Origin of the sequence: Pseudomonas sp. ME-P-057, assembly GCF_030208975.1 — a bacterium.
GTDB classification, from domain to species: Bacteria; Pseudomonadota; Gammaproteobacteria; order Pseudomonadales; family Pseudomonadaceae; genus Aquipseudomonas; species Aquipseudomonas lutea.
Window position 1 is genome coordinate 258528 of record NZ_JARVSX010000018.1, and the last position, 12323, is coordinate 270850.

Below are 12323 nucleotides of genomic sequence, written 5' to 3' on the forward strand. Positions count from 1 at the left end.
GATGGTCAATCGGCATCTCTGGGTAGCAATAGCCCCAGCGGCAGCCGAACCCGCGCCTCCAGCCCGCCTCCCGAACGGTTACGCAGTTCGACATTGCCGCCGTGCATCGCCGCGATGCGCTTGACGATTGCCAGACCCAGCCCCGTCCCCTTGCCGCTTCTGGCGCGGTCGCCACGGATGAACGGGTTGAAAATCCCCTCCAGTTCCGATGGATCAATTCCCGCGCCGCGATCCAGCACGCTCAGCACCACGTAAGGCGCCCCGCTGTCGCCGGAGACATAGGCCGCCACTTCAACCCCGTCACCCGCATGGTGCATCGCGTTGCCTATCAGATTATTGAGCAACCGCTTCATGGATACCCGCCGCAAGGGAAATGGCGGAATGGACTCCAGGCAGAGGCGAACCTGCTCCACCGGACTGTTGTACGGCGCGACGACTTCGTGGACCAACTCGACCAGATCCACTTCCTCCACCTCTTCGTCCCGTCCGTCCCGGATGAATGCCAGGAATTGGTCGAGGATCGCGTCCATGTCTTCAATGTCACGGACCATGCCATCCATGAACTCGTTGTTGGCGGGCATCAACTCCAGCGACAGACGCAAGCGGGTCAGCGGCGTGCGCAAGTCATGGGAAACCCCGGCCAGCATCAACTCACGCTCCTGCCCGGCCTGTTCGACATCCTCAGCCATCTGGTTAAAAGCGCGATAGACCTCGGTCATTTCACTCGGCGTGTCTCCGACCGGCAAACGCACGCTGCGCCCCTGCCCCAACTGCCGCGCCGCGAAAACCAGCCGTTTGAGAGGTTGATTGAGCTGGCTGACGAAGATCCATGCCGAAGCGGTAGAGAGCAAGCCAATCGCCAGGAACCAACCCAGCACGCTCCAGATTTTCTGTCCTCGCAACGGATGCGGATAAAGCGGCACCTTCAGCCAGCCATCGCCAAGGCTGGGCGCGCGCACCCACAACGCGGGAGGCGCATGGACACGCAGACGCACTTCGGTGTCGGCACCCAGCTCATCCTGCATCTGTCGCTGATAGATTTCGGAGTAAGGCCAATGCTGCTCGCCCTCTGGCACGCCGCCGCCTACGACACGGATCAGCCCGGCAGCGTCGGCGATGGTCTGCCGGTCACTCTCATCGGCTGCCCAGTAAGCCCGCAAAGTGAGTGCAACGCCGTGGCTGTATTGACGATCGACCAGAACGTCTTCATTCATCAACAGATAAACGAGCGTCAGCGCCTTTGAAAACAGCACGACGATGAGCACCAGCCACAGGGTGCGAGAGAAAAAGCTTTGCGGGAACCAGACCGGTGTCTTCATAACAGCTGCTACACACTTTGCGAGAAGCGAGCCGGGCTCGCGAATTTGCGGAACACATGGCACAGCAAAAACCAGTCACGTCGGTGATCGCTTTGGCGAACACCGAGGTGACTGGCTAACGTAGGCGGGCGTGAGGCAAGCCCGGCAGATTACCGTCGAATTTGCTGTTACTGCTTGTTGGCGCCGTCTGGTACGAACACATAACCCACTCCCCAGACGGTCTGGATGTAACGCGGCTTGGCAGCGTCCACTTCAATCAGACGGCGCAGACGCGAAATCTGGACGTCGATTGAACGTTCCAGAGCGTCCCACTCACGCCCACGGGCGAGGTTCATGAGTTTGTCGCGAGTCAACGGCTCCCGGGCGTGCATGACCAATGCCTTCAGCACGGCGAATTCACCGGTGGTCAGCATGTGCACTTCATCGCCGCGCTTGAGCTCGCGAGTCGCGAGGGACAGTGCGTAGTCGCCAAAGGTGACGGTTTCGTCTTCGCTGGCGGGTGCGCCAGGTACCGGTGCGGACTGACGGCGAAGCACTGCGCGAACGCGGGCCATCAGCTCGTCGGGGTTGAAGGGTTTGGCCAGATAGTCATCGGCGCCGAGCTCAAGTCCCTTGATGCGGCTCAGCTCGTCGCCCTTGGCAGTCAGCATGATGATGGGCACTTGATTGTTCGCGGCGCGCAAGCGGCGGCAGGCGGACAGGCCGTCTTCGCCCGGCAGCATCAAGTCCAGTACCACGAGGTGGAACACTTCGCGTGCCAGCAGCCGGTCCATTTGCTCCACGTTGGGCACAGCCCGGGCACGGTAGCCCTTGCTGTTGAAAAAGCGTTCTAGCAGGCTGCTCAAGCCCGGGTCATCGTCAACGATGAGGATTTTCTCGCCTTCAGCCGTTTGTGCAGTGCTGCTCATTGGGAAGCTCCTTTGATCTCGGCGCGCATTATGGCGTAGCTGCAGTTATGCGCACCGTGTGCATTGTTAGCAGATTTTTCCTGAATCCACATGAGTGCTTTTGCCGAGTGTTTTGCGCTGGATTCACGTTGTCCGCGCTGGCTCAAACCGTCGTCTCGACGGGCCAATCCCCTATTCAGGACGCACTGGGTATAATGCGCCGCCTTCAAAGTCAGGCAACGCTCGCTCAAGGCGGTTCGCCAGCAGCTGATTTTATGCACACACATTTGCCAGGTGGTTTTATGGACAGTATCAACAGCCGCATCGCCGAGGAACTCGGCGTCCGCCCGCAACAGGTCGAAGCGGCCGTCGCGCTACTGGATGAAGGCTCAACCGTGCCCTTCATCGCTCGTTACCGTAAGGAAGTCACAGGCAGCCTCGATGACACGCAACTGCGTCATCTGGAAGAGCGCCTGCGTTACCTGCGCGAGCTCGACGACCGCCGCGTCAGCATCCTTGCCAGCATCGAGGAGCAAGGCAAGTTGACCCCTGAGCTGGCCCGCGACATCAAGCTTGCCGACACCAAAACGCGCCTTGAAGATTTGTACCTGCCGTATAAGCAGAAGCGCCGCACCAAAGGGCAGATCGCCCTGGAAGCCGGTTTGGGCGAGCTGGCGGACGGGCTTTTCAACAACCCCGACCAGACGCCGGAGACTGAAGCCGCGCGCTTCGTCGATGCCGAAAAAGGCTTTGCCGACGTCAAGGCCGTGCTTGATGGCGCCAAATACATCCTGATGGAACGTTTTGCTGAAGACGCCACGCTGCTTGAAAAACTGCGCAGCTTCCTCAAGCACGAAGCCGTGATCAGCGCTCGAGTGGTGCCAGGCAAGGAAGAGGAAGGCGCCAAGTTTCGCGATTATTTCGAACACGACGAACCCCTCAAAAGCATGCCTTCGCACCGCGCGCTAGCGATCTTCCGTGGTCGCAACGAGGGCGTCCTGAGCTCGGCGCTGAAGGTCGGCGAAGAGCTTCCGGGCACCCTGCACCCGTGCGAGATGATGATCAGCGAGCGCTTCGGTCTGCAGAATCGGAATCGCCCTGCGGATAAATGGCTGGCCGAAGTCGTGCGCTGGACCTGGAAGGTCAAGTTGTACTCCAGCATGGAGACGGATCTGCTCGGCGAGCTGCGTGAAGGTGCCGAGACCGAAGCGATCAATGTATTCGCTCACAACCTGCATGACCTGCTGCTGGCCGCACCGGCGGGGCCGCGCGCCACACTGGGCCTTGACCCGGGCCTGCGTACCGGCTGCAAGGTCGCCGTGGTCGACAGCACCGGCAAGCTGCTGGACTACGCGACGGTTTATCCGCACGTACCGAAAAACCAGTGGGACCAGACCATCGCCGTGCTCGCCGCACTCTGCGCCAAGCATTCGGTGGACCTGATCGCGATCGGCAACGGCACGGCCAGTCGTGAGACCGACAAGCTGGCAGGCGATCTGATCAAAAAGTATCCAGGCTTGAAGATGACCAAAGTCATGGTTTCTGAGGCCGGCGCTTCGGTTTATTCGGCATCCGAGCTGGCGTCCAAAGAATTCCCGGACCTTGATGTTTCCATTCGGGGTGCTGTTTCCATTGCCCGGCGGTTGCAGGACCCACTGGCCGAGCTGGTGAAGATTGACCCCAAATCCATCGGCGTCGGCCAATATCAGCACGACGTTTCTCAGCTCAAACTGGCCCGCGGCCTTGACGCCGTTGTGGAAGATTGTGTGAACGCTGTGGGCGTTGATGTGAACACCGCCTCCGTCGCCTTGCTGGCGAGGATTTCGGGCTTGAACACCACGCTGGCACAGAACATCGTTTCCCACCGCGACCAGAACGGCGCGTTCAAGACCCGCGCGGCGTTGAAGAAGGTGCCGCGTCTGGGCGAAAAAACCTTTGAACAGGCCGCAGGTTTTCTGCGCGTCATGAATGGCGACAACCCGCTGGACTCGTCGGCCGTTCACCCTGAGGCGTATCCGCTGGTGCAGCGCATTGCGGCCCAGACCGATCGCGACATCCGCTCGCTGATCGGTGATGCCGGGTTCCTGAAGCGCCTGGATCCAAAGAAATTCACGGACGAAACCTTTGGTCTTCCTACCGTGACCGACATCCTTCAAGAGCTGGAAAAACCGGGGCGAGATCCGCGTCCGGAGTTCAAGACCGCTGAATTTCAGGACGGTGTCGAGGACCTCAAGGACCTCCAGCCGGGCATGATTCTGGAAGGCGTGGTCACCAACGTCACCAACTTCGGTGCATTTGTCGATATCGGTGTCCATCAGGACGGTTTGGTGCATATCTCTGCGCTTTCGGAGAAATTCATCAAGGACCCTCGCGAAGCGGTAAAAGCGGGCGATGTGGTGAAGGTCAAGGTGATGGAGGTGGATATTCCGCGCAAGCGCGTCGGTCTGTCGATGCGCATGGGCGATACCCCCGGAGAGAAAGTCGATGGTGCTCGCGGCGCCCGTCCCGGCGCGGCTCCGCGCCAACAGCAGAGCAGTGCCCCGCGAAAGGAAACCGCTGCGGCAGCACCGAGCAATAATGCGATGGCTTCGCTGTTCGCCAACGCCAAGCAGTTGAAGAAACGCTAATGGACATCCCGGACGAATTGACCCAGAGCGCCTATTTCAAGACGCTCGGTTGCCGCGTGGTGCAGTTGGATGAAGGTGTCGCTGTGGTGGCGCTGCCACTGGAACCGCACCTGCGCAATCGCGGTAACGTCATGCACGGGGGCGCGTTGTTCAGCCTGGTCGACATCGCCATGGGGCTGGCTTGTTCCAGTTCTCACGGCTTCGATAAGCAAAGCGTCACGGTAGAGTGCAAAATCAACTACATGCGCGCCGTGGCCGACGGCGAAGTCATCTGCACCAGCACTGTGCTGCATGCCGGACGGCGAACGCTGGTGGTCGAGGCCGATGTTCGGCAGCACGACAAGCTTGTTGCCAAAGCGCAGGGCACGTTCGCGATCGTCTAGCTGTCCGATGGCGTTATGAGTTAGTTTCGGCACTGTTAAGCAGTGTCGAAATTTTCTGATTTCCTTATCAGGAACAATCAGCGACGGGCATCGGCGTTAGGGCCATCGACGAGGCGAAAACGCCAGTTCCTTTCTTCACCCTTGTAGACCGCCATATCGCCCCCATATAGGGCCGACTGACGCGTGAAGGATTCCAACTTGAGCGAACTTCTCAACCGCCGCCTGACCTTGCTTGGCGAGCACTCCAATCTCTCTCTTCTGGAGAAGTGCTTGCATGGCATCGAGCGTGAATGCCTGCGCGTTACGGGCGAAGGCCGTCTGGCGCAAACTCCGCACCCGGAAGCGCTCGGTGCCGCGTTGACCAACGAGCAAATCACTACTGACTACTCCGAGTCGCTGCTGGAGTTCATCACTCCGGCATTGTCCAACCCGGCCGATACGCTCGACAGCCTGGACAAGATCCATCGCTTTGCCTACAGCAAGCTGGGCAGCGAATACATCTGGAGCCCTTCGATGCCGTGTCCGTTGCCGGCCGAAGCTGATATCCCGATTGCCTATTACGGCACGTCCAATATCGGCAAGCTCAAGTACGTCTATCGTCAGGGCCTCGCACTGCGCTACGGCAAAACCATGCAGTGCATCGCAGGCATTCATTACAACTTTTCGCTGCCTGAGGCCATCTGGCCGGTCCTGCGGCAGGACGCGAACTTTGACGGCGACGACCGCGACTTCCAATCCGAGGGCTACATTGGGCTGATCCGCAACTTCCGTCGCTACAGCTGGCTGCTCATGTACCTGTTCGGCGCATCGCCGGCCCTGGACGCCAGTTTCCTGCGCGGCCGCTCGCACCAGCTTGAGCAGTTCGACGCCGAGACGCTTTATCTGCCGTATGCCACCAGCCTGCGGATGAGCGATCTGGGTTACCAGAGCAATGCCCAGGCGGACTTGACGCCTTGCTACAACGACTTGCTGACCTACACCGACAGCCTTCGCCGTGCGGTGGCGACGCCTTACGCGCCTTACGTCGAAATCGGCACGCACAAGGATGGCGAGTGGATTCAGCTCAACACGAACGTGCTGCAGATCGAAAACGAGTACTACTCGACGATCCGCCCGAAACGCGTCACCTATTCCGGCGAGCGCCCGATTCAGGCGCTGGTCGCGCGCGGCGTGCAGTACGTTGAAGTCCGCTGCCTGGACATCAATCCGTTCCTGCCAGTGGGCATAGACCTTCAGCAGTCACGTTTCATCGACGCGTTCATTCTGTACTGCGCGCTGCACGACAGCCCGCAACTGGCGAATAACGAATGTGGGAACGCCAGTTCGAACTTCCTGACCGTGGTCAAGGAAGGTCGCCGCCCGGGGCTGCAACTGAGCCGTAACGATACGACGGTGGACCTGAAAGCCTGGGCCAACGAGATGCTGGACACCATCCGGCCGATCTGTGAATTGCTTGATGCGAGCCATGGCACGGATGAGCACGTCAAATCGCTGGAGGTTCAGCGGGCGAAGGTTGCGGACGCCTCACTCACACCGTCTGCGCAAGTCCTCGCCGCCATGACCGAGCACAAGGAGGGCTTCACCGCCTTTTCCCTTCGCCAGTCACAGGTCCACGCCGAAGACTTCCGCAGCCGTCCGCTGAGTGCCGAAGAGCAGAGCCGCTTCGAAACCACGGCACGTGAGTCACTGGCCGCGCAAGCGGAACTGGAGCAGACCGAGGAAAAGGTGGATTTTGATACGTTCGTGGGTGCGTATCAGGCGAGCATTCTGGCAATCAGTAACTGACCGGCAGGGCGTCGTGTCAGCAACTGACACGACGCCAATTAAACCTGTAGAAGCAGGCTTACTGGCGAAAGCGTCGGATCAGTCACTCTCTTCTCTCTGAACCACCGCGTTCGCCAGCAAGCCGGCTCCTACGGGTGAGTGCATCGGCGCCATTTGATATCCGGCGTGAGCGCTCGGTGCAGGCTGACGTCGCCTTCTGCCACGACCCTATCCGAGTGTAGGAGCGGCGCAAGGCTTGAAGCCGGAGGAATCGCTCACTCCCCGCTGACTTCATCTTCTGCCACCGCACCGCCCGGGTGTAGGAGCGCGCTTGCCCGCGAATGGATTTCGGCACCAACGTGGACGTCGCCTGACACACCGATATCGCGGGCAAGCGCGCTCCTACAATAGAAAAGCGGCGTCAGGCTTGAAGCCGGCGGAAACGCTCACTCCCCGCTGACTTCATTTTCTGACACGACTCGATCCAGGTGTAGGAGCGCGCTTGCCCGCGAATGGATTCCGGCAACGACATCAACGTCGCCTGACACACCGATATCGCAGGCAAGCGCGCTCCTACAATAGAAAAGCGGCGTCAGGCTTGAAGCCGGCGGAATCGCTCAGTCCCCGCTGACTTCATTTTCTGACACGACTCGATCCAGGTGTAGGAGCGCGCTTGCCCGCGAATGGATTCCGGCAACGACATCAACGTCGCCTGACACACCGATATCGCGGGCAAGCGCGCTCCTACAATAGAAAAGCGGCGTCAGGCTTGAAGCCGGCGGAATCGCTCAGTCCCCGCTGACTTCACCTTCTGCCACCACACCGCCCGGTTGTAGGAGCGCGCTTGCCCGCGAATGGATTCCGGCAACGACATCAACGTCGCCTGACACACCGATATCGCGGGCAAGCGCGCTCCTACAATAGAAAAGCGGCGTCAGGCTTGAAGCCGATGTGAGGCCTTCATCGCCCGCTTATATCGCTTTCTCGAAGATCTTCGAATTGCGCTGGTAGTTGTACAGCGACGCGCGTGCGCTGGGCAGACGATCGACACTGCTTGGCTCAAAGCCGCGCTCCTGAAACCAGTGCGCCGTGCGAGTGGTAAGCACGAACAGGGTTTTCAGGCCGACCGCCCGGGCGCGCTCTTCAATGCGCTCGAGCAACTCGTCGCCGCGCCCGCCGTGACGGTATTCAGGGTTTACCGCCAGACACGCCAACTCGCCCGCCTCGGAGTCAGCAATGGGGTACAGCGCAGCGCAGGCGATAATCAGCCCTTCTCGCTCGACTACGCTGAACTGCTCGATCTCACGCTCCAGCACTTCACGCGAGCGGCGCACCAAGATGCCCTGCTCCTCCAGCGGCGTGATCAGGTCAATAAGCCCGCCGACGTCACCGATGGACGCTTCGCGCACCAGCTCGAATTGCTCCTGCGCCACCAACGTCCCGCCGCCTGCACGGGTGAACAGTTCGGACAGGAGCGCGCCGTCTTCGGCATAGCTGACGATGTGGCTGCGCGCGACCCCGCCGCGACAGGCCTGCGCCGCCGCATCCAGCAGCTCGGCCTGGTAATTGCTGCCCAGGCGTTGAAGGTGCGCGGGCACTTGCTGTGGGCGCAGTTCACGTACCAGACGGCCCTGCTCGTCCAGCAGGCCTGATTCGGCGCCGAACAACAGCAGTTTTTCTGCGCCCAGATCGACCGCCGCGCGGGTCGCGACGTCCTCACAGGCCAGATTGAAGATTTCACCCGTGGGCGAGTAGCCCAACGGCGATAGCAGCACAATGGAGCGCTCATCGAGCAGTCGGCTGATACCTTTGCGGTCGATGCGGCGGACTTCGCCGGTGTGCTGAAAATCAACACCTTCGAGCACGCCAATCGGGCGCGCCGTGACGAAATTGCCCCCTGTGACGCGCAAGCGAGAACCCTGCATGGGCGAAGCAGCCATGTCCATCGACAGGCGCGCCTCAATGGCGACTCTAAGCGCCCCGACCGCGTCGATCACACACTCAAGCGTCGCGAAGTCGGTCACGCGCATGTCGTGATGGAAGTGCGGCGTCAGACCGCGCGCCTGCAGTCGGTTTTCAATCTGCGGACGCGAACCGTGCACCAGCACCAGACGAACGCCCAGGCTGTGCAGCAACACAAGGTCATGAACGATATTGCCGAAGTTCGGGTGCTCGACGCCGTCTCCCGGCAGCATGACGACAAAGGTGCAATCCCGGTGGGCATTGATGTAGGGAGAAGCGTGGCGGAGCCAATTAACGTAATCGGGCATATCCGAAAGGAGCCTGTGGTAGATGGACGAAGGGTGAAAACACTCAAGACGGCATGAGCTTTATCGTCGGAACAGGCATCGCAACACGCGTACTCTCCTTTTTCGGGTATTTCGGGGGTAGTCGCCGACTCACGCAGGCGTCAGACAATAGTGTTCGATCAACTGACGTAACAGACGCACTGTAGGCTGCAAACGTGACATTTCAAGATACTCACCTGGCTGGTGCGCGCAGGCAATGTCACCTGGACCCAGCACGATGGTTTCGCAACCAAGGCGCTGAAGATAAGGCGCTTCGGTGCCAAATGCCACTGCTTCGGCCGTATGACCGGTCAGACGCTCGGCGATTCGCACCAGTTCCGCATCGGCACTTTCTTCAAACGGGGACACTTCCGAGAACAGCGGCGCGTAATCGATCTGTACCTGATGCAGTTCGGCAACGGGGTGCAGTTTCTGCCTGATGGCGTCGCGCAGCACGTCGGGGTCCATGCCCGGCAGCGGGCGCAGGTCGAACTCCAGCGAGCACTGCCCGCAGATCCGGTTCGGGTTGTCGCCTCCGTGTATGCAGCCGAAGTTCAGGGTCGGTTGCGGCACGCTGAACTGCGGGTTGCGGTATTGCTCCTGCCACTGGCGACGCAGGCCTTTGAGCTCGCCAATGGCGTCGTACATGGCTTCAAGCGCGCTGCGCCCCAGGCTTGGGTCGGAAGAGTGACCGCTGCGGCCAAGAATTTCGATGCGCTCCATCATCACGCCCTTGTGCAGACGAACCGGCTTGAGACGAGTCGGTTCTCCGATCACGGCCGCGCGCCCGAGCACGCCACCTGCGGCAGCCAAGGCCTTTGCGCCCGCCATCGAGCTTTCCTCATCGCAGGTAGCGAGGATGATCAGCGGTTGTTTGAACGGCTGGTCGAGCAAAGGCCGCAACGCCTCGATGGCCAGCGCGAAGAAGCCTTTCATGTCGCAGCTGCCCAGTCCTACCCAGTTGCCGTCGACCTCGGTCAGCTTCAGCGGATCGGTTTTCCACAACGCATCGTCGTAGGGGACCGTATCGCTGTGCCCGGCCAGCACCAACCCGCCGGGGCCGGTGCCAAACGTCGCGACCAGATTGAACTTGCCGGGGCTTACCTGCTGGATGTCACAGGCAAAGCCAAGATCACCCAGCCACCCTGCCAGCAAATCAATAACGGCGCGATTGGACAGGTCGAGCGCCGGCTGCGTGCAGCTTACGGACGGAGCGGCGATCAGGGCGGCGAACTGGTCTTTCAGGGACGGCAACGGCATAGGCGACTCCGGTGATGGGGTGCTACGTGCGAGCCATCATAGGTCGATTCGGCCGCATGAATAAACTGTGTCGGTTGATGTCCTGTACACTGCACGGCCCACGCAGCTGTGTCGATTCCGGCTGTGTCCCCTGTTATCAGCGATAGAGCGTTTGGATTCTCCGGCCATGCACAAAGAAACCGAAATCAAACTCCGCGTCAGCCGCGAAACCCTCATAGCCCTGCGCGAGCACCCGCTGCTGAAGAAGCGCAACAAGAGCGGCTGGGAGCGGCTTGAGCTGTTCAATCAGTACTTCGACACCCCTGAGCGTGAGCTGGCCCAGGCCAAGGTTGCGCTACGCCTGCGCCGTGACGGCGGCGCGATCATTCAGACCCTGAAAACCCGCGGCCAGAGCATGGCGGGTCTGTCCGAACGTAACGAGTACAACTGGGACGTGCCCAAAGCCAAGCTCGATCTGAAGAAGCTCGACGGCGAATGCTGGCCGGAGCAATTGGCGGACCTGGATAAGAAAACCATCAAGCCGCTGTTCACCACTGATTTTGTCCGCGAAAAGGCAGAAATTGCCTGGGGCCGTGGCAAGTCCAAAGTGGTGATCGAGGCCGCGCTGGATCTGGGCAAGGTGATCGCGGGCAAGCAGCAGGAAGAAATTTGCGAACTGGAACTAGAGCTGCGCGAAGGTGATCCCGCCGCGCTGCTGGAACTCGCTGCTGAGCTGGCCGAGAAACTGCCGCTAATGCCATGCGATATCAGCAAAGCCGAGCGTGGCTATCGTCTGTTCGACGCCGGCAGCTACTCAATCAAACTGCCGGCGCCTGAACTGCATGGTGAAGTGTCGGTGGACGACGCTTTCAGCGCCATCGCCTGGTTTCTGCTCGGCAGCAGCCAGCGTCTGGCCGAGCAGTACCGTTTCAACGGTCACTGGAGCCTGTTGCAGGAATGGGTTGAAGTGCTTGCCGAGCTGCGTGCCCTGGCTGGCAGCCTCGGTCAGGCCGCTCCGCGCGCGACAACCCACGATCTGCGCGCGGCGCTGGACGCTTTGCTGGAAGACTGGCGCACGCTAGTGCTGGCCGGTCAGGAAGATGGCGACGTCCGTGCCGCCGCGCATGAGCAGTTCGTCGAAGAGCTGCAGGACACTCGCTGGGGCCTGTTCTCGCTGACCACTTCTCGCTGGCTGATGGAACGCAGCTGGACGGTCGAGCGCAACAACCGTGGCAATCGTCAGGGCCACGCGATGCTCAGCAGCTGGGTACCGCGTTTCCTGGGCGATGAGGCCACCGCGCTGAACCTGCCGCGCTACCAACAGCAACCTGAAGACCTCGCCGAACAGTTGCCACGTATTGAGCGGCTTCAGGTATGGCTGCATTACGCCCGTCAGGCGCTCGACCTGCCCGAGTTGGACCGGTTGTATGGCGAGCTGAACAAGCTTGAGCAACTGGCGCACCTGGATATCACGGATGAAATTCTGGATGCCCGGGTGCAGCAAACCATCACCGTGCTGCAAAGCCGGGCATGGAAGACGTTGTTGAAATTGTAATCCGCGGTCGGCAGGACCCGCTGATGCTGTTTCAGTGGGACCTGCTCTAGCCAGCACTCTCATTTTTGCAGTGGGCCTACCGACGCCTTCCCGGCTAAAGCCGGTCCCACTGACAACATACTGTGTACCCGTAGGACCGGCTTCAGCCGGGAAGAGGCCAGCGACAGCACTCTCAATTTACAGTGTGCCTACCGAAGCCTTCCCGGCTAAAGCCGGTCCCACTGACAACATACTGTGTACACGTAGGACCGGCTTCAGCCG

At 60.5% G+C, this 12323-nt stretch carries 8 protein-coding genes; 4 read left to right on the forward strand and 4 right to left on the reverse strand.

The window, feature by feature from the left end; genetic code table 11:
• Window positions 1-5: 5 nt before the first annotated feature.
• Both QRN48_RS10245 and ompR read right to left on the reverse strand, forming a co-directional pair.
• Window positions 6-1319, reverse strand: coding sequence for an ATP-binding protein (locus tag QRN48_RS10245; protein WP_037016441.1), 1314 nt, complete (start codon window positions 1317-1319; stop codon window positions 6-8).
• 167 nt (window positions 1320-1486) lie between these two features.
• Window positions 1487-2227: an osmolarity response regulator transcription factor OmpR gene (gene ompR, locus QRN48_RS10250; RefSeq protein ID WP_037016444.1), complete on the reverse strand. Its 741-nt coding sequence runs from the start codon at window positions 2225-2227 to the stop codon at window positions 1487-1489.
• 281 nt (window positions 2228-2508) lie between these two features.
• Here ompR and QRN48_RS10255 point away from each other — a divergent pair, with 281 nt between their 5' ends.
• The 3 genes from QRN48_RS10255 to gshA all read left to right on the forward strand — a co-directional run bounded on the left by QRN48_RS10255 (window position 2509) and on the right by gshA (window position 7001).
• Window positions 2509-4833: a Tex family protein gene (locus QRN48_RS10255; protein ID WP_285350389.1), complete on the forward strand. Its 2325-nt coding sequence runs from the start codon at window positions 2509-2511 to the stop codon at window positions 4831-4833.
• Entirely contained in the window at window positions 4833-5216 is a 384-nt protein-coding gene (locus QRN48_RS10260) for a PaaI family thioesterase (RefSeq protein ID WP_037016450.1), read from the forward strand. Before QRN48_RS10255 ends, QRN48_RS10260 begins: the two co-directional genes overlap by 1 nt.
• Before the next feature lie 198 nt (window positions 5217-5414).
• Window positions 5415-7001, forward strand: a complete 1587-nt coding sequence (gshA, locus tag QRN48_RS10265) for a glutamate--cysteine ligase (RefSeq protein ID WP_285350390.1) — start codon at window positions 5415-5417, stop codon at window positions 6999-7001.
• Between the two features lie 950 nt (window positions 7002-7951).
• Here the strand turns inward: gshA and argA are convergent.
• Both argA and argE read right to left on the reverse strand, forming a co-directional pair.
• Complete coding sequence (gene argA, locus QRN48_RS10270) at window positions 7952-9250, reverse strand: amino-acid N-acetyltransferase (RefSeq protein ID WP_285350391.1); 1299 nt, start codon at window positions 9248-9250, stop codon at window positions 7952-7954.
• 129 nt (window positions 9251-9379) lie between these two features.
• Window positions 9380-10528, reverse strand: a complete 1149-nt coding sequence (gene argE, locus QRN48_RS10275; protein ID WP_037016459.1) for an acetylornithine deacetylase — start codon at window positions 10526-10528, stop codon at window positions 9380-9382.
• Window positions 10529-10694: 166 nt separating this feature from the next.
• Here argE and QRN48_RS10280 point away from each other — a divergent pair, with 166 nt between their 5' ends.
• Entirely contained in the window at window positions 10695-12062 is a 1368-nt protein-coding gene (locus QRN48_RS10280; protein ID WP_285350393.1) for a CYTH domain-containing protein, read from the forward strand.
• Window positions 12063-12323: the final 261 nt, after the last annotated feature.